Source organism: Acinetobacter sp. YH12235, assembly GCF_013417705.1.
GTDB lineage: Bacteria > Pseudomonadota > Gammaproteobacteria > Pseudomonadales > Moraxellaceae > Acinetobacter.
In genome coordinates this window covers 1-21,399 of sequence record NZ_VPDL01000025.1, presented here as the reverse complement: position 1 = coordinate 21,399, position 21,399 = coordinate 1, and the positions used below count along the sequence as shown (strand labels likewise).

Genomic DNA, 21,399 nt, shown 5'->3' with positions numbered 1-21,399 from the left:
AAACATGCTATTAATTGTGCGTTTTTTATGCTTAATTGAGCGAGTAAGCAATGCCTTACTCAAAATTCAAAAAGGCGCTTAAAAATAAATTGGCAATGACAATAGGCGATTCACAACAAAAAATTGAGTAAAAAATTACTGAATTACAACGGAAATTGTAAGTAATTTTGTCAATAATTTACTTGATTAGATTAATCAAGCACTTGGAAAAATAATAAAGTGTTTGTATGATGCGCAGTGAATAGCTTAAAAATAACACTGGGGTAAAAAAAGCCTATCTCAGAATGGCCTATTAGAAGGCTTGAGCTTGAACAACAATTGTTATCTCTGGAGGATAAATCCATGAAAATGAGTCGTATTGCTTTAGCAATGCTTGTAGCTGCTCCTTTTGCTGCTGCAAACGCAGGCGTAACTGTTACTCCATTAATGTTAGGTTATACTTGGCAAGACACCCAACACAACAATGGCGGTGATGATGGCGAACTAACAACTTCTGGTGAAATGGAAGATGATCTATTTGTTGGTGCTGCAATTGGTGTTGAACTAACTCCATGGTTAGGTTTTGAAGCTGAATATAGCCAAGTTAAAGGCGATATGCGAGATCTACCAGGTGCTGAATACAAAGGCCAGAACATTGCAGGTAATTTCTATGCAACTTCTGACGTATTTACTGGCAACTATGACAGCAAAATCAAGCCATATGCATTGTTAGGTGCTGGTCACTACAAATATGAGTTTGACGGTGCTTCAGAAACTGCTTTAGGTCGTACTGGTCGTGGTTTTGAAGAAGAAGGTACACTAGGTAATGCTGGTATCGGTGCATTCTGGCACATCAACGATGCTTTAGCGCTACGTACTGAAGCTCGTGGTACTTATCACTTTGACGAAAAATTCTGGAACTATACAGCACTTGCTGGTCTTAACGTAGTTTTAGGTGGTCGTTTGAAACCAGCTGCTGACGTTGTAGAAGTTGCTCCAGTTGAGCCAGTAGCTCCAGTAGCTCCAGCACCACAAGAGTTGACTGAAGACCTGAACATGGAACTTCGCGTGTTCTTTGATACGAATAAATCAAACATCAAAGACCAATACAAACCAGAAATCGCGAAAGTTGCTGAGAAGCTAGTTGAATATCCAAACGCAACTGCTCGTATCGAAGGTCACACAGACAGCACTGGTCCACGTGCATTGAACGAACGTTTATCTCTAGCTCGTGCTAACTCTGTTAAATCTGCACTTGTTAACGAATACAACGTAGATGCATCTCGTTTGTCTACTCAAGGTTTCGCTTGGGATCAACCGATTGCTGACAACAACACTAAAGAAGGTCGTGCTATGAACCGTCGTGTATTCGCGACAATCACTGGTAGCCGTACTGTTCTAGCTGAACAACCAGCTGCTCAATAATTCGTTATTGAACAGTGATTAAAAAAAGCGACTCTTTGAGTCGCTTTTTTTATGGCTGTTTTTTGCATACACTTGCTGCTCGAAACTGATTTGGAGTTAAAGCATGAGTATAGAACTCCCTCAAGACTTACAAAGTCTGGAAGCTAATAGTGGTATATATGCAATCTGGATGATCTTTCATCATTATGGAATAGATCTGCATATTCCTGATCTGGTGCAATTGACACAGTATAATGATGAGATGGGAGCTTCAAGTATTGCACTCGCTGTTGCACTTAAAACACTAGGGCTTGATGTTGAATTTTTTACAGAAACTGATCCCGATAAACAGCCGCTTGAAATCCAGTTTTATCAAAAAGCACAAGAACTCAAAGTGTCTGTTCATGAATATCCACTTTCTTATACAGATATTCAAAAATCAGTAGATAAAGGCCGTTTTGTAATCGTGTTCTACGATACGCTGGAAGGGGTAGGGAACCATTCATTAATTTATGAAATCAATGAAAAAGAAATCAGTTTCTTTGATAGTTTTAATGCTATGTCTAAAGAAGTTTTCGAACAGCAGCGTCGAGTAGAAGGTATTTGTCAGCAAGTCATCGTGATTGATGACCGTAATTTTGTCATGCGTCATAGCTGATTTCAGAATATAAAAAAGCAGCTACTTGAGCTGCTTTTTTAATAAAGGTGAGAACTTAGTCTTTTTCAATATTCATCGGTCGAACATCCATCTCCTGATAGGAAACCAGTTTGGTTTTATATTTCCACTTATAACCCAGCCAGATCACCAGGAATAATAAAATACCGATATAAGTAGAAAGGACAGCCAACCACTCACCATCTAGGATAGCTTGATAATTTTGACCTAGAACAACAATTGAACAAAGGACGAAGGCAAACCAAGGCGCGAACGGGAAGAATTTAGCTCTATAGGCCAGACCTTCAAGTTGATAGCCTTGAGCCAGATAACTTTTACGGAAGCGGTAATGTGAGATCGCAATCCCGAGCCAGACAATGAAGCCACACATACCTGACATATTCAGCAACCAGTTAAAGACTTCCTGCTCGCCAAAGAATGTGGTCAAGAAGCATAGTGCCGCAATCGCCGTGGTCGCATACAGGGCATTCATCGGTACACCGCGTGGATCCAGATGGGCGAACAGCTTAGGTGCACTGCCTTTACGCGCCATATCGAACAGCATACGGGTCGAAGAATACATGCCTGAGTTACCTGCAGACAGAATTGCAGTCAGAATTACCGCATTCATCATACTGGCTGCAAAAGCAAAACCTGCTTTCTCATACAATAAAGTGAAGGGAGAAAGGGCAACATCTTCTGTTGCAGCTGCCTGTAAGAGACGCGGATCATTATAAGCAACCAATGTACCGATAATGAAAATACACACGATATAGAACAGCAAGATTCGCCAGAAGATCTGCTTGATTGCGACAGGAATGGTTTTCTGCGGATCTTTAGATTCACCAGCGGCTACACCAACCATCTCGGTTCCCTGGAATGAGAATCCGGCAATCATGGCAACACCAATCAAGGCCTGGAAACCGCCTACAAAAGGCGCTTCACCTACGCTCCAGTTTGCAAATGCCGAAACACCCGGTGTGAGCATGATCTTGGCAATCATCCAGATCCCGATGATGATAAAGGCAATAATTGCCAGAACTTTCACTAATGAGAAGAAGAATTCTGATTCACCAAAACCTTTTACTGTGAGAGCGTTAATCCCAAAGATCACCGCGAGGAAGATCGCACTCCAGTAAAAGCCCGGAATATCAGGGAACCAGAATTTCATAATGAACTGTACGGCAACCAGTTCAAAGGCAACGGTAATCGCCCAGTTGTACCAGTAGTTCCAGCCTAAAGCGAAACCGAAACCACCTTCGACATATTTGGTACCGTAGGTAAAGAATGCGCCCGAGGTCGGATTATGAGTCGCAAGTTCTCCAAGGCTGGTCATCAAGAAATAAATCATTACGCCAATCAGGGCATAGGCGAGAAGTGCGCCACCCGGGCCTGCGCTGGCAATAGTCGCACCTGAGGCCAGGAATAAACCTGTACCGATAGACCCGCCAATCGCGATCATATTGAGATGACGAGCACCAAGCTTACGCTGCAGCTGCACGCTGTTCTGAGTTTCGCTCATCATGATTCCTTAGCATTTTTTTGAGTGCTGGCGAAGAGCACTTTAAAACCTTGTTGATCAGTTTTGACTGTACATTGGCCAAAACTTTGTTCAATTAAAATTGGATAATTTAAGAAACGGTTTGCCACAATCCATAATTCACCGCCAGACTTGAGATGACGACGCGAAGTCTTGCATAAAGTTTCGCTGGCCGCATAATTGGTCTGGATTCCTTGATGGAAAGGAGGATTGCTGACAATGGCATGTAAAAAAAGCGGTGCATCTTCAATACCTGACACAGCTTTAATTTCCAGCTGCTGAGGGTTGAGCTGATTTTTCTCAAATGTCATTTGGGTAGAAGCCAAGGCAAAGGCATCTACGTCCAGAGCAAAAATACGGTTCTCAGGATTCAGTTTGGCTAAATAAGCACTGATCACACCTGCGCCACAGCCAAAGTCGGCAATCTTGCCTGAGGTCACCTGAGATAAATAGGGTAAGAACACCGCTGTTCCTACATCCAGATGATCCTGACTGAATACACCTGGAAGTGCACAAATCTGCAAATCACCTTTTGGTGTGGCCACTGTATAGGTCTGTGCCCAATCTGCCAACGCTTTTGCTTCGACCGTGCAGTCTAGAGTCAATTGCCACAATTGGCAATGTCGTGCGCTGTCGAGCTTGATGAGTTTACCATAAGCCTGTAGCTGCTTTGCCGCACGCTCTACGCCACCTTTCTTTTCACCCACAAGAAAGACACTGCTGCCTTGTTTTAATCGGGCTGCAATATTGTGAATCAGATAATTCAATAATTCTTTTGATTTAGGTACGAAAATAACCGCCTGATCAAATTCTTGATCAGGAAATTCTGCACCGAAATGAATCTGAGCCTGCTGTGACTGGAAATATTGAAAATCATTATAATTCCATGTCCAAACAAAGGGCTGGATAGATTCACCACATTCAGCAAGAAGCTCATCGGTCGGGGCATTTACCAGCAATACGCGACCAGACAAATAATCATATTGTCTTAATAAAACTTCGCTTTTAGGATCCATAGATCTCTCTCCAATAGAAAAAACACTGTCCGAGTCCAACCCAGACAGTGTTCTTTGGACATGAAATTACTTCTTTACTTCAGGAAGTACAATATTCAATATGAGGGCTGCAATACCGCCTGTCGCAACACCGGAACTAAAGATGTTACGGAATAATTCAGGAAGATGTTCCAGAATCTGAGGTACCTGTGCAACGCCTAAGCCAAGTGCAAGCGAGATTGCAATGATCAGCAGGGCACGACGGTCTAAGTGAATACCAGACAGGATATTAATCCCAGATGCAGCGACTGCACCAAACATCACCATCACTGCGCCACCAAGCACAGCTTGAGGAACGGCTTGGATCACACCTGCAACAGCAGGCAGTAGACCTAGAATCACGAGGAGTGCTGCGATCCAGATCCCGACATAACGGCTAGCTACACCAGTCAGCTGAATGACACCATTATTTTGTGCGAAAACTGAACTTGGGAAAGTATTAAATAAGCCTGCAAGTAGGGAGTTAGCACCATTTACCAATACACCACCTTTAATGCGATTCATCCAGGTTTGACCATCCACTGGCTGATTCGATAATTTTGATGTTGCGGTAATATCACCAATGGCTTCTAGTGAAGTCACCAGGTAAATGAATGCCATTGGAATGAATAAGCTCCATGAGAAGCTTAAACCAAAATGCATTGGGGTAGGAATCTGAACCAGAGGTGCATCTTTTAAACCATCAAAGTTGAGATGACCCATAAAGCCGGCAAGGATATAACCCACAACCAGTGCAATCAGAATTGCTGAGCTTTTTACCCAGGTAATACGCACACGGTTCAGTAAAATAATTAATGCCAGAACGGTACATGACATGATCAGGTTATCTGCATTGGCGAAAGTTTTGTCACCCATGGCTTGATAACCACCACCCATGCTGATCAGACCTTCTTTAATCAAGGTTAAACCAATCAATAGAACTACAATACCCGTTACTAGTGGAGTAATGAGTTTCTTCACCCATGGCAAAATGCGTGACACGCCCATTTCAATAAATGAACCTGCAATCACTACACCAAAGATCGAAGCCATCACCGCTTCTACCGGTGTGCCTGCAGCGACCATCGCTGAACCGATCCCGATGATTGGGCCAATAAAGTTAAAACTTGTACCCTGAACAATCAGCAAGCCTGCGCCAAAGGGACCCACTTTCTTGGATTGTAAGAAAGTTGCGATACCAGAGATCACCAAAGACATGGACAAGATCATGTTGGTGTCTTCTTTAGACACACCCAATGCCAGACAGATCAGTAAACCTGGCGTTACAATTGGGACAATAATGGCCAATAAATGCTGGAATGCGGCTAAAAATGCGATAAACGGTTTAGGACGATCTTCAAGGCCGTAGACAAGGTCAAGTTGATCTTTAGAAAGAGGAGATTGATTAAAATCAGACATGTGTCAATGCAAATTAAGGCTGGGTGGCGCTATTCTAATCGAGTTACACGTCATTACAAAAGTAATTGGAAAAAAAATTGACGCTCTCTACAAACAGTCACTGTCAAAAGTTTGTATTTTTCTGTATAATTTGCCCTCAAATTTAAAACGTATCGAATTTACATGTCAGATATTAAAACTCTCCGTAACATTGCCATTATCGCGCACGTCGACCATGGTAAAACCACTCTTGTAGACAAACTTTTGCAACAATCAGGTGCTCTCGGTGATCGCGCGGGTGAGATCGAGCGTGTCATGGATTCGAACGCGTTAGAATCTGAACGTGGTATTACCATTCTTGCAAAAAACACTGCAATCAAGTGGTTAGATAAACGTACAGATACAGAATACCGTATTAACATCGTGGACACCCCGGGACACGCCGACTTTGGTGGTGAAGTTGAACGTGTAATGTCGATGGTTGACTGCGTACTGCTTCTTGTAGATTCACAAGAAGGTCCTATGCCACAAACCCGTTTCGTAACGCAAAAAGCGTTCGCGCGTGGTTTGAAACCAATCGTAATTATCAATAAAGTTGATAAACCAAGTGCGCGTCCAGACTGGGTAATCGACCAAGTATTCGACCTGTTCGACAACCTTGGCGGTACTGACGAACAGTTAGACTTCCCAGTAGTTTATGCTTCTGGTCTTCGTGGTGTTGCTGGTCCTTCTCCAGAAGAACTTGCTGACGACATGACTCCATTGTTCCAAACAATTGTAGACATCGTTGAGCCACCAGCAGTTGACGTTGACGGTCCATTCCAGATGCAAATTTCATCTTTGGACTATAACAGCTTCGTAGGTGTAATCGGTGTTGGTCGTATCCAGCGCGGTTCAGTGAAATTAAACACTCCTGTGAGTGTGATCGACAAAGAAGGCAAAACCCGTAACGGCCGTATCTTGAAAATCATGGGTTACCATGGTCTAGAACGTGTTGATATTGAAGAAGCTTCTGCAGGTGATATCGTTTGTGTAACTGGTATCGATGCACTGAACATTTCAGATACAATTTGTGATCCTAAAAATGTTGAAGCGCTTCCAGCACTTTCTGTAGATGAACCGACTGTGTCTATGACTTTCCAGGTGAACAACTCTCCGTTCGCTGGTAAAGAAGGTAAATTCGTAACTTCACGTAATATCCGTGAGCGTCTTGACCGCGAATTGATCCACAACGTAGCACTTCGTGTTGAAGATACTGACAGTCCTGACCGTTTCAAAGTATCTGGTCGTGGTGAGCTTCACCTTTCTGTACTGATCGAAAACATGCGTCGTGAAGGCTTCGAGCTTGGTGTATCACGTCCACAAGTGATCATGAAAGAAATCGACGGTCAAATGCAAGAACCGTACGAAAACGTAACGTTTGACGTTGAAGAACAGCACCAAGGTTCTGTAATGGAACAAATGGGTCACCGTAAAGGCGAAATGACTAATATGGAAGTGGACGGTAAAGGCCGTATCCGTATTGAAGCAACTGTTCCTTCACGTGGCTTGATCGGTTTCCGTTCTGAATTCATGACCATGACTTCTGGTACTGGTATCATGACTTCAAGCTTCTCGCACTACGGTCCTGCTAAACAAGGTACTGTTGCGAAACGTCAAAACGGTGTACTGATTTCTATGGTTCAAGGTACTTGCCTGGGCTATGCACTGTTCACACTTCAAGACCGTGGTCGTCTGTTTGCTAAACCACAGTTAGAAGTTTATGAAGGTATGATCGTAGGTATCAACTCACGTTCTGACGACATGGTGGTTAACCCAACTAAAGCGAAACAGTTAACTAACGTACGTGCGTCTGGTACTGATGAAGCATTGACTCTTGTTCCAAACCTTGAATACACGCTAGAACAAGCGCTTGAATTCATTGAAGATGACGAGCTAGTTGAAGTAACACCTAAGTCAATCCGTATCCGTAAGCGTTACCTGACTGAAAACGAACGTAAACGTAACCGTTCTAAATAAGACCGGTCACTCATACGAAAAAAGCCGCTGAATCAGTTCAGCGGCTTTTTTATTGAGTAGAAATTACATACACTTAATAAATTAGTTTTAAATAGAAATCCCTAACTAATGTATAATCCATCACAAAATTGCATAAAAATACTGGTGACTTTATGAGCATTATTCAAGAATTTAAAGAATTTGCGGTAAAAGGCAATGTCATGGATCTCGCAGTGGGTGTGATCATTGGCGGTGCTTTTGGTAAAATTATCGATTCTATGGTGAAAGATATCATCATGCCTGTCGTGAGCTGGATCTTGGGTGGTGATGTTGATTACTCTAACTGGTTTGTCGTGTTAGGCGATAATCCAAATAATGTGACCAATCTGGCTGAAGCACAGGCAGCCGGTCTGAATGTCTTTGCTTATGGTAATTTCTTGACCATTCTCATTAACTTCCTGTTATTGGCATGGGTTGTATTCTGGTTGGTGAAACTGATGAACAAACTGCGCCGTGATAAAGCAGAAGAAGCAGCGCCTGAACCTGAAGCGACTCCGGAAGATATTGCATTGTTACGTGAAATTCGTGATGAGCTAAAAAAATGTCCGGAAGCTTAAGCTTTTGGAGTAAATAAAAAAACGGCGTATAAGCGCCGTTTTTTTATTTTCTGACCTCTCCCTAACCCTCTCCTGAGAGGAGAGGGAACCCTAAAGGAATTAAAAATCCATCCGAAACTTAATTTCGACCAAATGAAAACCGAACTGACTTTTGATTGGGCCATGTAGAACATGTTCTGCAGCAGTAAAGACCAGTTTATCAATCACTGGAACAAGTTGGCCTTTTTTTACTTCACCGAGTTCACCACCACGTTTGGCAGAGTTACAGGTCGAATATTGTTTGGCAATCTTAGAAAAATCTGCACCTGCCAGAATCTTCTTCTTAAGCTGTTCAGCCGTATCTTTATCCTTCACCAGAATATGACGGACAATCGCAGTCTTCATGATTTCTTACCTCGTACAGCAGCCACACGCTTAGGTGAAAGCTTTACCTTTTTTAGCGGCTGGCATTCAGGACAATAGACGGATGCGCGCTGGCCGAGCTTGATATTTTCTAGTGTCGTTTCGCAGTTCACGCACATTTCTCCTGCACGGCCATAAGCCAACAGCGTCTGCTGGAAATAACCATTTTCTCCCATAGCATTGGTGTAGTCGCGTAAGGTAGAACCACCTAAGTCAATCGCCTGTTTTAAAATACGCTTGATCTCAACCACCAGTTTTTCAATCTGTTCGAAACTCAAACTTGAGGCTGGCTGGGCTGGATGAATACCCATATTGAACAGGCTTTCAGTTGCATAGATATTGCCTACGCCGACCACGAAATGGTTATCCATAATTGCAACTTTGGTGCCAACGTTTTTATTTTTTAGTTTTTCAAATAGATATTCGGCATTAAAAGCATCGCTTAATGGCTCCGGCCCAAGCGTATCAATCAGTTTGCTTTGTGATTGAGCGTCTAACCAGAGAATACAGCCGAAACGGCGCGGATCATGGTAACGCAGCTGGATCTCTTCAAACTGGATAATCAGATGATCATGCTTGCGCAATTCTTCATTGGCTTCACACAAGCGAAAGCTGCCTGACATACCCAGATGCCAGAGCATCGTATCCTGTTCAAATTGCGCCAGAATATATTTGGAACGACGCGTAAGCTGAATCAGGCGCTGTCCTTGCAGACGCGCGAGATCATCAGGAATCGGCCAACGTAAACTAGGCTGACGCACTTCAACTTTTAGCACTTGCTGATTAAGAAGGGGAAGGAGGCTGGTTTTGGTGGTTTCAACTTCGGGTAATTCAGGCATAACACTTAGCAGCTAATATCATGAGGCTAATATTGGGCGTTTTAAGTCTGAATGCAAGTCCTGTTTGAATAGAAGTTATAAGCAGGACATTCAAAAATATTTTAACAATTGGTTAAAAAATAAACTTTAATATTGAGATGGTTTCAGATCCAAATAATAAAAATAGGAAGTATATTGTTTGATTTTTAGTATTTAACTTACTGAAAAATATAAATTCTATAGAATTTATTGTTATATAAAATATCTTTTCTTATAACTCAAAGTTTTACTAATAATAAAAAAATTGCTGCGTTTTTAAGTGAAAAGTTATGTAACGTTCTGTATCAAGTCATACAGGGCATGCATCAGGCTGCCTTTACTCTCTCCATATGTTTAGGTTTTATATGAAAAAGTTAAGTCTAGCTTTATTGCCATTGATGGCAGCCATGACCTCTGCGCAGGCTGAGTCTGCATTTGATTCTCAAGGACAGTACCTATTAGGTGACTGGAATGGAAAACGTACTGAACTTGCTCAACAAGGTGTCAAATTTGAAGCAAACTTGCTGACAGATACAGCATATCTGGCTGATGGCGGACGTAATGAAGGGGCTGATCCTCTAACTTCTGCACAGTTATGGTTAGGTACACAGTTAGACATGGAAAAACTGGCAGGTTGGGATGGCGTAACGGTTCGTGCAGTTGCGACTGCACGTCAGGGACAAAGTACATCGGTACGTGATTTACAAGTATCTCAAACAGTACCGCATATGGCTAATGTGCAAGGAACATTTGGCCGTGGTAACCAGGACAGCCGTTTAACCGAACTTTCAATTGAAAAGAACTATAAGGATCAAGGTCTGAGTATTAAAGCTGGTCGTCTGGGTCTGGGTATGGACTTTAACGTGATGGCTTGTGATTTTGCCAGTACAGCATTCTGTGCTGCGCAGATGGGTAAATGGCAGGGCAATATCTGGATGAATACCCCAGTCGCACAATGGGGTGCACGTGTAAAACAGCAGTTAAATCCTGAAGTTGCTGTACAAGTCGGTGTTTATGAATTTAATCCAGATAATGGTAATGCCAAAGCCGAAGGTCAGGGCTGGAGTCTGGATACCGACAATGCTGATGGTGTGACCATTCCTGCAGAAGTAATCTGGACACCAAAATCATTGGTAAATGGTTTGCCTGGCAGCTATCGTGTAGGCGGTATGTATAACACTGCTGATGATGTTGCCAACCAGAAAGATGTTGCGACAGGTGAAGGAAAAAACCGCACCTTTGCGGGCTGGTTAGCTGTAGAGCAGCAATTGACTTCAACGGGTAATGACCGTCAGGGTTTACACTCATTCGCTAACTTTACCTGGCATGATCGTGATACCAATAAAGTAGATAATTCACAACAGTTGGGTCTGAAATATATTGGTCTGGTGGATAGCCAGCCGAATGATATATTGGGTTTAGCGGTTAACCGTGTACATGTAAATGACCGCTTTGCAGATTCACGTCCAATTTATGATGCGAGTGCCGAATACAATATCGAACTCAACTACAGCTATAACGCAACAAAATGGCTGATGCTACGTCCAAACCTGCAATACGTTATAAATCCGGGATCTAGCAATCAAGTGGATAATGCATTGGTGTTAGGTTTGACTACACGAGTGATCTTCTAAAAAGAATTTAATCACGTTATAAATAAACAGGCTCATCAGAGCCTGTTTTTTATTTTTTGGTAAAAAGTTCTGAAAAGCCACTTCACAAAAAGAGGGAATACCGCGTGTCACTACTATTTCAGCCGGTTCAGTTTGGATCATTGCAACTTAAAAATAAAATTGTGATTGCCCCGATGTGTCAGTACTCTGCAACCGAGCAAGGTGAAATCACTTACTGGCATGAACAACAATGGGCCAATTATGCCTTATCCAGTGCAGGTCTTTGCATTGTGGAAGCCACCGCTGTACAGCCTGAAGGGCGCATCAGTTATGCCGATTTAGGGCTTTGGAATGACCAGCAGGCCAGCCAGATCAAAACCTTATTGCAAAAGGTCAAGTCAATTTCTCCAATGCCTTTTGCAATTCAACTCGCACATGCAGGCCGTAAAGCTTCTACAGATAAACCTTGGGGTGGCAAAGGGCAGTTCGCCCCAGATCATTCACTCGGTTGGCAAACTGTCTCTGCCAGTGATATTCCTTTCCAGACTCATGAACATCCACCTAAGTCTTTAAGTGTTGATGAAATCCAGCAAGTAATTCAGGATTTTGCAGCCAGTGCAAAGCGGGCGGTTGAAGCTGGCTTTGAACTGATTGAACTACATGCAGCACATGGTTATTTACTGCATCAGTTCATGTCACCGTTATCGAATCATCGTCAGGATCAATATGGCGGTTCATTTGAAAACCGTATTCGTCTGACGCTTGAAGTATTTGAAGCAATAAAAGCCGCCGTACCAGAAGGTTTTCCAATTGGTGTTCGTATCTCAGCAACGGACTGGATGGATGGCGTAGAAAGTTGGGATGTAGAATCTTCAGTCGAACTATCCAAAGAACTGGAGAAACTGGGTGCAGTCTATATTCACGTTTCGAGTGCAGGTTTACATGTAGATCAGAAAATTGATGTGCATCCGAATTATCAGGTCCCTTTTGCTGAAGCGATTAAAAAGGACGTGAATATTCCAGTCATTGCTGTGGGTTTGATTACCGATGCACAGCAGGCAGAAGGCATACTGGAGTATAAACAGGCTGATGCGATCGCGATTGCACGTGCCTTGCTTTATGATCCACGCTGGCCTTGGCATGCCGCAGTAACGCTGGATGAAAAAATAGCAATTTCTCCACAATATTTACGTTCTGCACCGCATGGCTTAAATCAGTTGTTTGAATCGTTTTAAGGCTATTTTTTCTTAGAAAGGCTTATAATAACGCATCTCAAACAACAGGACATTTCATATGATTATTGCGGTAATTGTGCCCATATTTTTATTATTGGCACTAGGTTACCTGAGTGTGAAATGTCAAATTCTAAAAAAAGAACAGGTCGAAATGGTAGGGGCCTTTGTCATCAAAGTGGCCTTACCGTTACTGTTCTTCCAGTTTTTAGCCTCTAAAGATCTGCATGAAATCTGGTATTTTGAATACTTTGCGGTCTATACCTCTGTCACTTTATTACTTTATGGTTTCAGCTTCTGGCTGATGCACCGTCAGTTCCGGAATACCTCCTCGCATAGTGCTGTTCTGTCCTTAGGGGCAGCAATGTCCAATACCGGATTGATCGGTACAGCAGTACTCACTTTATTGGTGGGACAGCATGCAATGACCTATACCTCTCTGGTGGTCATCATTGAAAGCATGATCCTGATTCCGATGGTGTTGATCCTGGCTGCACTCGGTACCCAACATCAAGCCAATCTGGGTAGTCTTGTGAAAAGTACCATTCTCATGCTGTTCAAGAACCCTTTATTTATGGGGGTGATGCTGGGTATGGCCTGTGCGATTTTTGAAATTCGCTTGCCAATTTATCTGGACCAGGTCTTTGCCATGATTGGACAGACTGCCTCACCTTTGGCGCTGTTTGCGATTGGTGGCGGAATCGTGGGCATGAGCCTGAAATATGTGAATCTGCAAAGTTTCTATTTGGTATTTTCCAGCAATATCCTGATGCCGATCCTGATGTATCTAGGTCTTAGTCGACTGACTCACCTGAGTCAGGAAATGATCTATGCTGGGACTTTGATTGCAGCACTGCCTATGCCAACGATTTTCGGTATGTTAGGACAAGCATACGGCCTCAATGAGCGAACCTTAACCCCTTTATTGATGAGTACTATCGCAGGTTTTGTGGTTGCCAGTGGACTTATTACTTTGTGGTGGAGTTAAACAAGCTGACTTACAAATCTATATCCCATAAAAAAGCTCCAATAGGAGCTTTTTTATTTTGATTAAGTCTGATCAACTTTTTTTGGCAGGTGCTTTTTTCTGTTCAGCAATCATTTTATCCACTGCTGCTAGAGATTCTCTGGCCTTAGGAATATTTTCCTGTGCCAGGGCCGCAAAGATCTTTTTCGCTTCAGGCAGGTTTTGCGGAACAATACTACCGTTGGCAAACATATTGCCAATCGCCATGAGGGCGGGGATATAGCCTTTTTTCGCCAGATCCTGAATACTGCTCAAGCCTTGCTGGATCGGCTTTTCATTCTTGGTTTTAAAGCCGTTGCTGATGTCATATAAGGCTTTGGCATGAATGGCCGGCATATTACCCTTGCTAATCAGAGGCTGTAATTTTTTCAAAGCCTGCTGGTCAGAAGCTGTTGTACCTTCAGCAAATAAAAGTATAGCTAGATCTACGGTTGCTTCATCGAAATTGGCTGCCGATGCACGTTCCAGGTATTGTTTGGCTTTGCCCAAATCCTGCTTAAGGCCTAAAGTACCACCGGTATAATTCTTGCCCAGTACATAGTTGGCCACCGGATAACCTTTGCTGGCAGCCTGTTCATATAGCTGAATAGCCTTTTTTTCGTCCTTGGCAGTGCCTTGGCCAGTTTGCGTTAAATAGCCTAGGTTATAGATAGCCTGTGCATTTCCCTGGCTGGCCAGTTTGCTTAAAGCATCGTAGGCACCCTTGAAATTCATGGCATTCACCATCTCTTCAATTTTGGCAAATTGAGGGTCAACTGGGGCATTTGAAGTGTTTGCTAGGGCAAATTGGCTGGACACTGCAAGAATTGCAGCAAGTACTAATTTTTTCATTGTTCCGATAACCTTAATTTTTCTAACACCTAATTCCATGGTGCGATTTTTGTCGTTTTCATCTACATCATAAGACGATTTCAGGCTTTGTAAATACTGAATATGTGACTAATTACAAATTATTTGAGAATCATATAGGAGATGAATCAATAAAAGCGTGCTCGGTTTAAGGTGTGTTTTATTCAGTCAATCTTTGTCTATTTAATTGTTTAGCCTAATAAAAATAAAAAAGCCAGAATTGAATTCTGGCTTTTGCATCAAGATAACAGGTTATTATTGTGGACGTGCCACATCACCACTTAAAGCTTCAGGCAATTCCAGAACTTGTACATCCAGCTCAGCCAATGCTTCAGGTTTGGCAACTACCAAAGCCTGATAACCCTCATCTGTACCAATGCTATTGACCACTTCGACGTCATTGTGCAGCTTGGTCGCAACAGCAGGTGCTTCACCTGTACCTTGAATCAAATGCAACCAGTGTTTTGGCTTGGCTTTGAACCATAAGCGAGCAATCACTTCCTGACCCAGATAACAGCCTTTGTCATAGTGAATGCCTTCACGTTGATGAAGACGCAATTCCTGTGGCTGGAACAGGGTCGCAGTAGTTGCTTGAATCCAAGCCTGACCTGAAGCAATAGCTTGCTGTTGCCAAAGGGTAATATCCGTTTCAGTTTCAACAAAATCAGTCTGGATATCATTAATAACTGGATAAACCGGGCCAACCTGTTCCAGTTTCATTTTTGAAAATGCACCAAACTTTTTAATATGGCTGGCCAGTTCTGCTGCCTGATCTTCAGGGCTGACAATTTCAAAGCTTTCCGGATTAATTTTTTTCAACCAGATACCAAACTGGATACGTCCTTTCAAGCTACAGATCGCTGTATAGCGAGTCAGGTTTTCAGCCAGAGTTTCGACATTTAAAGTAACTTGACCCTGAAGGAATTTTTGCGCATCTACTCCATTCAGCGTAAATAAGGTAAAAGCAGGAGATGTTGCCATGATCAGCCTCAGTTTGAATACTAAAAATCAATCAAACTATTGTGCAGCAAGCATTTAATAGAGGCAAACAAAAAAGCCAACAATCGGGATCATTGGCCTTTTCAGGAGTGTCTAATTAGTGATGATGCGACGAGGTTGGCAGAGGTGAATCACAAGGGAATTTGCCTCCACAGACCCGTACCGTTTCCATCATGCCCTGATCTTCATGATCGAGGATATGACAGTGCTGTACAAAATCACCTTCAAATTTCTTGTAATGACTGCGAAGAATAAATTTATAGTTTGCTTTGATAAACAGGGTATCTTTGAATTGTCCTTTCATGCCACGATATTGCACATCATCTGTGTCATTATCATCAGGCGCTAATTCACTCACATCAACTTCTTTAGATTCGCCATTAGGACCAGTGACAGTTTTTAAGATTTTAACAATCTGGAATGGATTAACATGAATATGGAAAGGATGGCCACCAAAAGCTTCGGTCGTCAGTTCCCATTCATCCGTCTGCCCAATTTGTAACTGACGTACATATTCACGATCCGGATCTTTGGCATGTGTCCGACCGACTGATCCTTCGCCATCAAATGCATCTCCAAAACTGAGTAAGTCACCATCTTCTTTATGGCGGAAGCCAAATTTAAGACCATTTGCGAAAGCCAGTTCAAATTTACTGTACTGTTTTGGTCTGGAAGCGACCAGCTTGTCAATTGCAGGAGTCATTAGGGATGGATGATCGGTAAAGGCAGTAAGATCAAGTTTGGATAACTGAGTCTGAATCTCTTTGCTTAAACCAATTTTTTTCGCGCGCTCTTGCAGGAACTGGGCAGGAGTCTGCGCTTTTGTTTTGCTTGCCTGTACATTGACCCATCCCAGTAGTTGGGCATTGAAAGGGTGGTTTGGAGCTAGTTGAGGAGTAATTTGACCCGTTGGGATCGGTGCATTCACTTCATCCTCAATATTTAATTTGGAGTCATAAATACAGTATTTATTGGTGGTTGGGAAGGTAACCATTGCATCATGACGATAACCAGGCTGGAACACAGACAGTGTTCTGCGCTGTACCTGAGTCATGGTCAAACCATCTTGAGCAATCGTATAAACAGGTAAGCTTTTTAAACTCTCATTAAACTCTTTTAGATCTGCTTCCTGATATGCCAGACAGGCTTTAAGGGTGTCTGCGGCGCTAAATTTACTGGAGTTTGGCAGTTCTTTAATAATCAAACCAATGGTGTCGCGTACACCACCATGAATCATGCGCCAGCGATTAAAAGCATTCTGTTTAACTTTGATCTCCCCTAAAACTTTACCATTGATAGACGTATAAAAGTTCTGGCCGGCCCAAGAGCCAGGATTAGCGATATCTGTATAATCTTCAAGTAATCCTAAGCCTTTACCTTCGCAATTGTTGGGAGGGTCAAATTTTACATCCGGGTCAGGGTTAGAGCATCGATATTGAATTTGCTGGAATAGCAGGATGTTTTCATTTGGATAGCTATTTTTTTCTTTCCATAAAATGTCCATATCGCCTGTTTCAGTGACTTTGCCATTTTTCACTTTTGGTGTTCTTGAGCCTTCTACAATTAATGGGCCTGCCATACCACTCGATACCTGAATAGCCGTTGAGCCATGCAGATGAGCGTGATACCAGTAGGTTCCTGCCGGATGATTCGGCTCCATTTTGTACTGATAGTCAAATTTTTCCTGAGGTTTAAATTTCAGGAAAACATTATCACTATTGCCTTGAGGGCTTACCCAGAAGCCATGAGTATGCAGGTTGGTGGTATTAAAGCAATGTGGATCATTCACATTATCCACTTTGTCTGGGCAGGTGGATTTCTGTTCAGGTGGAAGCTGGTTATTGAGGTTAATTTTCAGGGTTTCACCTTGTTTGACCCGGATCTGCGGACCAATTAAAAGGTCTTCAACAGACTCTCCAGCTTTTTTCTTGTTAAACAAGCTGGCATTAGTGAGATAACCTCTGACGAACAGTTGATCCCAGGTACTATTTCTCGGATTGTAAATCTTGCCGGTTTTATAAGCGACGATCAGTTCATGGGTGCCCTTGGAATTTTTTTGCAATAGGGGCGGATTGCTAATCAAAGTATCGGGTGCTGTTGGAGAAGGTTGTGGATTGTTGGGATTATTGGGAGTGGTAGGTGGGTTAGGGTTGTTGGGAGTTGGCGGTTTAGGATTGGAGGGATTTTTACCTCCATTCCAGCTTGCTGCCAGTACAGCGATCACTGCAGCAACGATACCAAGAATGGCGAGTTGTATCATTGTAATCACCCTTATGTGCTTTTGTGATGAGTGTTGTTGTTGTGAAGTAATTCGAGGGTAGATTTACAAAGTTGAGATACAGACTGTTATCACCAAATTAGGGGGAGGGCGACAGACGGTAAGCTAAAATGACGTGTGTAAAGTATTTTAGATAGGGATGCATTTTATAAGCTCATGTTTATGAATCATTGTCCTATAAATATTTAACGTATTTCTAAAATTGTAAGAAAGTCTTAAAAAATATATGGAATTGAGAATGTAACTTATTTCGGGGTATGTCTAACCTGAAAAATGATTTTTTCGCCTACACTCATCGAGCCATATCTGCAATGAAATTTACCATTTTCGGTTAAGAGTTATGCTTAACACTGAAATAAAAAAATATAGATTCAGTTTTTTATTAAATGAGCTATTTCTAAAATTAAAAAATTCTAAGCTTTGATTTCATATGAAATTTATCCTTAAACTCATTCCAAGAAATTGATTATTTTTTATGCTGTTATCAACATCTCATACTAAAGAATGAGACAGATTTAGGCCTATTTTTCAGAAAAAATGCAATTTAGAGTCAAAATTCTAAAGTATGGGTCAGTAATTTTGGTAAAAATACCATTTTTAGTATTTAAGCTTTTGAAAATTATAAGATTTGGGAAATAGACTTTCGACAGCGTACAATGCCTTTATTAAAAAACAAGTCATCAAGATATTTTGATGAATAAAAAGAGTAATGAAAGAGGGCAGGCAAGCTATGAACAATAACTACCGGAAACCGTTGCAAGGTACCCAGCTGGAATATTATGACGTGCGTCAAGCCGTAGAAGATATTCAGCCAGGCGCATATGCCAAACTTCCTTATACATCTAAAGTGCTGGCCGAGCAGCTGGTACGCCGTTGCGACCCTGCGATTTTAGAACAGTCTTTACGCCAGTTGATTGAGCGTAAACAGGAACATGATTTTCCTTGGTATCCGGCGCGTGTAGTGTGTCATGACATCTTAGGGCAAACAGCACTGGTCGATCTTGCCGGTCTGCGTGATGCGATTGCCGATCAAGGCGGTGATCCGTCTAAAGTCAATCCTGTGGTGCCGACCCAGCTGATCGTCGATCACTCGCTGGCAGTCGAATATGGCGGCTTCGATCCGGATGCATTTGAGAAAAACCGCGCGGTAGAAGATCGCCGTAACGAAGATCGTTTCCATTTTATTGAATGGACCAAAACCGCTTTCGAAAATGTCGATGTAATTCCTGCGGGTAACGGCATCATGCACCAGATCAATCTGGAAAAAATGTCACCAGTCATTCAGAACCGTGATGGCGTGGCATTCCCGGATACCTGTGTGGGGACTGACTCGCATACTCCACATACGGATGCGCTAGGCGTGATTTCAGTCGGTGTTGGTGGATTAGAAGCTGAGAACGTGATGCTGGGCCGTGCATCATGGATGCGTTTGCCAGACATTATCGGTGTCGAACTGGTAGGACAGCGTCAGCCGGGCATTACCGCAACGGATATTGTTTTAGCTCTAACCGAATTCCTGCGTAAAGAACGTGTGGTTGGTGCTTATCTGGAATTCTTCGGTGAAGGCGCAGACAGCATGTCAGTCGGTGATCGTGCCACGATTTCCAATATGACCCCGGAATATGGTGCAACTGCAGCCATGTTCTATATTGATCAGAACACCATTGATTATCTGACGCTGACTGGTCGTGAATCTGAACAGGTCAAACTGGTTGAAACCTATGCGAAAGAGATTGGCCTGTGGTCATCAGAAATGACTCAGGCAGAATATCCACGTGTATTGCGTTTTGACCTATCGACTGTCACCCGTAACATCGCTGGTCCATCCAATCCACATGCGCGTGTATCAACGTCTGACCTGAAAGAAAAAGGCATTGCGGGTGTGGTAGAAAACCGTACGGATGGTTTAATGCCAGATGGTGCGATCATTATTGCGGCAATTACTTCGTGTACCAATACGTCTAACCCACGTAATACCGTGGCAGCAGGCTTGTTGGCACGTAAGGCTAATGAACTTGGTTTAGTGCGTAAACCGTGGGTTAAATCATCTTTTGCTCCGGGTTCTAAAGCAGCGGCGTTGTATTTGGAAGAAGCAGGCGTACTAAAAGATCTGGAGAAACTGGGCTTTGGTATCGTGGCCTATGCATGTACCACCTGTAACGGCATGTCTGGTGCGCTTGATCCGAAGATTCAGCAGGAAATTATCGACCGTGATCTGTATGCGACAGCAGTCTTGTCGGGTAACCGTAACTTTGATGGCCGTATCCATCCTTATGCAAAACAGGCTTTCCTGGCATCTCCACCGCTTGTCGTGGCTTATGCGATTGCCGGTACCATTCGTTTTGACATTGAGAAAGATGCACTAGGCACAGACAAAGATGGCAATCCGATTTACCTGAAAGACATCTGGCCATCGGATGAAGAAATTGATGCTTTGGTGAAAGAGTCCGTGAAGCCGGAACAGTTCAAGAAAGTGTATATTCCGATGTTCGATCTGGGTGAGCGTGAGCAGGCAGCAAGTCCGCTGTATGACTGGCGTCCGCAAAGTACTTATATCCGCCGTCCGCCATACTGGGAAGGGGCATTGGCTGCACCGCGTACTCTGGCAAATATGCGTCCGTTAGCCATCCTTGGCGATAACATTACTACCGATCATTTATCTCCATCGAATGCGATTGTGTTGGATTCGGCAGCAGGTCAATATCTGGCGAAAATGGGCTTGCCTGAGGAAGACTTTAACTCGTATGCAACGCACCGTGGTGATCACCTGACTGCACAGCGTGCAACCTTGGCGAATCCGAAGCTGTATAACGAAATGGTGGTGCGTTCCGACGGTACCATTAAGCAAGGTTCTAAAGCACGTGTCGAGCCGGAAGGTGAAGTGATGCGTATGTGGGAAGCGATTGAAACCTACATGAACCGTAAGCAGCCGCTCATCATTGTTGCAGGTAAAGATTATGGTCAAGGTTCAAGCCGTGACTGGGCTGCGAAAGGTGTGCGTCTGGCAGGTGTAGAAGCGATTGTGGCTGAAGGCTTTGAACGTATTCACCGTACGAATCTGGTCGGTATGGGTGTACTTCCACTTGAGTTTAAGCCGGGTACAGATCGTAAAACTTTGAAGCTGGATGGTACTGAGCTATATAGCGTGATCGGTAATATTGCGCCACGTTCGACTTTGACTCTGGTGATTGAGCGTGTGACTGAAGATGGCAAAAAACAGACCATTGAAGTGCCGGTGACTTGCCGTCTGGATACTGAAGAAGAGGTTTCTGTGTATGAAGCGGGTGGGGTATTACAGCGCTTTGCGCAGGATTTCTTGGAAGGGAATGTGGCTTAATTTTTATTAAATCTTCCCCCAACCCTCCTTTGAAAAAGGAGGAAGTTCCCCATTGCTGTCCCATAGTTTGCTTTAAATAAAAAAACCTGAGTCCTAACAGTTAAAATATGAGTGCAAACAAACACTTTAACGACCAGGATTCAGGTTTTGTCACATCAGAATACCGTATTTCATGAGCTA

Annotated in this window: 16 protein-coding genes; 8 read left to right on the top strand and 8 right to left on the bottom strand. The window is 43.0% G+C overall.

Annotation, left to right across the window (positions count from 1 at the left end; all coding sequences use genetic code 11):
• Positions 1 to 342: 342 nt before the first annotated feature.
• Positions 343 to 1,404, top strand: coding sequence for an outer membrane protein Omp38 (gene omp38 / locus FTV13_RS12400; protein WP_179993194.1), 1,062 nt, complete (start codon positions 343 to 345; stop codon positions 1,402 to 1,404).
• Between the two features lie 103 nt (positions 1,405 to 1,507).
• Entirely contained in the window at positions 1,508 to 2,041 is a 534-nt protein-coding gene (locus FTV13_RS12395) for a peptidase C39 (RefSeq protein WP_179993193.1), read from the top strand.
• A 55-nt stretch (positions 2,042 to 2,096) separates the two neighbouring features.
• Here the strand turns inward: FTV13_RS12395 and FTV13_RS12390 are convergent, their stop codons facing one another.
• From FTV13_RS12390 to FTV13_RS12380, 3 genes are all read right to left on the bottom strand, one after another.
• Complete coding sequence (locus tag FTV13_RS12390) at positions 2,097 to 3,560, bottom strand: amino acid permease (protein ID WP_180012173.1); 1,464 nt, start codon at positions 3,558 to 3,560, stop codon at positions 2,097 to 2,099.
• A complete protein-coding gene (locus tag FTV13_RS12385; RefSeq protein WP_180012172.1) occupies positions 3,560 to 4,594 on the bottom strand; it encodes a methyltransferase in 1,035 nt (344 codons plus the stop codon). Before FTV13_RS12385 ends, FTV13_RS12390 begins: the two co-directional genes overlap by 1 nt.
• 66 nt (positions 4,595 to 4,660) lie before the next feature.
• Entirely contained in the window at positions 4,661 to 6,031 is a 1,371-nt protein-coding gene (locus FTV13_RS12380) for a uracil-xanthine permease family protein (RefSeq protein WP_166139125.1), read from the bottom strand.
• A gap of 162 nt (positions 6,032 to 6,193) precedes the next feature.
• Between FTV13_RS12380 and typA the strand changes: the two genes are divergently transcribed.
• Together typA and mscL are read left to right on the top strand one after the other, a co-directional pair.
• A complete protein-coding gene (gene typA / locus FTV13_RS12375; RefSeq protein WP_180012169.1) occupies positions 6,194 to 8,029 on the top strand; it encodes a translational GTPase TypA in 1,836 nt (611 codons plus the stop codon).
• A gap of 152 nt (positions 8,030 to 8,181) precedes the next feature.
• On the top strand, positions 8,182 to 8,625 hold the full coding sequence (gene mscL, locus FTV13_RS12370; RefSeq protein WP_180012167.1) for a large conductance mechanosensitive channel protein MscL: 444 nt from the start codon (positions 8,182 to 8,184) through the stop codon (positions 8,623 to 8,625).
• A 99-nt stretch (positions 8,626 to 8,724) separates the two neighbouring features.
• Here mscL and FTV13_RS12365 read toward each other — a convergent pair whose 3' ends face one another.
• Complete coding sequence (locus tag FTV13_RS12365) at positions 8,725 to 9,009, bottom strand: peptidylprolyl isomerase (RefSeq protein ID WP_004785172.1); 285 nt, start codon at positions 9,007 to 9,009, stop codon at positions 8,725 to 8,727.
• Complete coding sequence (gene mutM / locus FTV13_RS12360; RefSeq protein ID WP_180012165.1) at positions 9,006 to 9,866, bottom strand: bifunctional DNA-formamidopyrimidine glycosylase/DNA-(apurinic or apyrimidinic site) lyase; 861 nt, start codon at positions 9,864 to 9,866, stop codon at positions 9,006 to 9,008. The genes FTV13_RS12365 and mutM overlap by 4 nt, the downstream gene beginning before the upstream one ends.
• 383 nt (positions 9,867 to 10,249) lie before the next feature.
• Here mutM and FTV13_RS12355 point away from each other — a divergent pair, with 383 nt between their 5' ends.
• The 3 genes from FTV13_RS12355 (at position 10,250) to FTV13_RS12345 (ending at position 13,717) form a co-directional block, all read left to right on the top strand.
• The gene (locus FTV13_RS12355; RefSeq protein WP_159123686.1) at positions 10,250 to 11,518 is read left to right on the top strand and encodes a carbohydrate porin; all 1,269 of its coding nucleotides are present in this window, start codon (positions 10,250 to 10,252) and stop codon (positions 11,516 to 11,518) included.
• Between the two features lie 104 nt (positions 11,519 to 11,622).
• On the top strand, positions 11,623 to 12,732 hold the full coding sequence (locus FTV13_RS12350; protein ID WP_180003845.1) for an NADH:flavin oxidoreductase/NADH oxidase: 1,110 nt from the start codon (positions 11,623 to 11,625) through the stop codon (positions 12,730 to 12,732).
• Positions 12,733 to 12,790: 58 nt separating this feature from the next.
• Positions 12,791 to 13,717 carry an AEC family transporter gene (locus FTV13_RS12345; protein WP_180003843.1) on the top strand — a complete coding sequence of 309 codons (927 nt, stop codon included), beginning with the start codon at positions 12,791 to 12,793 and terminating at the stop codon, positions 13,715 to 13,717.
• A gap of 72 nt (positions 13,718 to 13,789) precedes the next feature.
• Here the strand turns inward: FTV13_RS12345 and FTV13_RS12340 are convergent, their stop codons facing one another.
• The 3 genes from FTV13_RS12340 to FTV13_RS12330 form a co-directional block, all read right to left on the bottom strand.
• On the bottom strand, positions 13,790 to 14,587 hold the full coding sequence (locus FTV13_RS12340) for a tetratricopeptide repeat protein (protein WP_180003841.1): 798 nt from the start codon (positions 14,585 to 14,587) through the stop codon (positions 13,790 to 13,792).
• Between the two features lie 273 nt (positions 14,588 to 14,860).
• On the bottom strand, positions 14,861 to 15,586 hold the full coding sequence (locus FTV13_RS12335) for a folate-binding protein YgfZ (RefSeq protein ID WP_159123690.1): 726 nt from the start codon (positions 15,584 to 15,586) through the stop codon (positions 14,861 to 14,863).
• A 115-nt stretch (positions 15,587 to 15,701) separates the two neighbouring features.
• Positions 15,702 to 17,864 carry a multicopper oxidase family protein gene (locus FTV13_RS12330; RefSeq protein ID WP_180012163.1) on the bottom strand — a complete coding sequence of 721 codons (2,163 nt, stop codon included), beginning with the start codon at positions 17,862 to 17,864 and terminating at the stop codon, positions 15,702 to 15,704.
• Positions 17,865 to 18,612: 748 nt separating this feature from the next.
• Between FTV13_RS12330 and acnD the strand changes: the two genes are divergently transcribed.
• On the top strand, positions 18,613 to 21,219 hold the full coding sequence (acnD, locus tag FTV13_RS12325; protein WP_180012161.1) for a Fe/S-dependent 2-methylisocitrate dehydratase AcnD: 2,607 nt from the start codon (positions 18,613 to 18,615) through the stop codon (positions 21,217 to 21,219).
• Positions 21,220 to 21,399: the final 180 nt, after the last annotated feature.

What these genes read in the sequence shown, in the direction of transcription:
- omp38 (WP_179993194.1), top strand. Translation starts at nt 343, where the DNA reads ATGAAAATGAGTCGTATTGCTTTAGCAATGCTTGTAGCTGCTCCTTTT.
- FTV13_RS12395 (WP_179993193.1), top strand. Translation starts at nt 1,508, where the DNA reads ATGAGTATAGAACTCCCTCAAGACTTACAAAGTCTGGAAGCTAATAGT.
- FTV13_RS12390 (WP_180012173.1), bottom strand. Translation starts at nt 3,560, where the DNA reads ATGAGCGAAACTCAGAACAGCGTGCAGCTGCAGCGTAAGCTTGGTGCT.
- FTV13_RS12385 (WP_180012172.1), bottom strand. Translation starts at nt 4,594, where the DNA reads ATGGATCCTAAAAGCGAAGTTTTATTAAGACAATATGATTATTTGTCT.
- FTV13_RS12380 (WP_166139125.1), bottom strand. Translation starts at nt 6,031, where the DNA reads ATGTCTGATTTTAATCAATCTCCTCTTTCTAAAGATCAACTTGACCTT.
- typA (WP_180012169.1), top strand. Translation starts at nt 6,194, where the DNA reads ATGTCAGATATTAAAACTCTCCGTAACATTGCCATTATCGCGCACGTC.
- mscL (WP_180012167.1), top strand. Translation starts at nt 8,182, where the DNA reads ATGAGCATTATTCAAGAATTTAAAGAATTTGCGGTAAAAGGCAATGTC.
- FTV13_RS12365 (WP_004785172.1), bottom strand. Translation starts at nt 9,009, where the DNA reads ATGAAGACTGCGATTGTCCGTCATATTCTGGTGAAGGATAAAGATACG.
- mutM (WP_180012165.1), bottom strand. Translation starts at nt 9,866, where the DNA reads ATGCCTGAATTACCCGAAGTTGAAACCACCAAAACCAGCCTCCTTCCC.
- FTV13_RS12355 (WP_159123686.1), top strand. Translation starts at nt 10,250, where the DNA reads ATGAAAAAGTTAAGTCTAGCTTTATTGCCATTGATGGCAGCCATGACC.
- FTV13_RS12345 (WP_180003843.1), top strand. Translation starts at nt 12,791, where the DNA reads ATGATTATTGCGGTAATTGTGCCCATATTTTTATTATTGGCACTAGGT.
- FTV13_RS12340 (WP_180003841.1), bottom strand. Translation starts at nt 14,587, where the DNA reads ATGAAAAAATTAGTACTTGCTGCAATTCTTGCAGTGTCCAGCCAATTT.
- FTV13_RS12335 (WP_159123690.1), bottom strand. Translation starts at nt 15,586, where the DNA reads ATGGCAACATCTCCTGCTTTTACCTTATTTACGCTGAATGGAGTAGAT.
- FTV13_RS12330 (WP_180012163.1), bottom strand. Translation starts at nt 17,864, where the DNA reads ATGATACAACTCGCCATTCTTGGTATCGTTGCTGCAGTGATCGCTGTA.
- acnD (WP_180012161.1), top strand. Translation starts at nt 18,613, where the DNA reads ATGAACAATAACTACCGGAAACCGTTGCAAGGTACCCAGCTGGAATAT.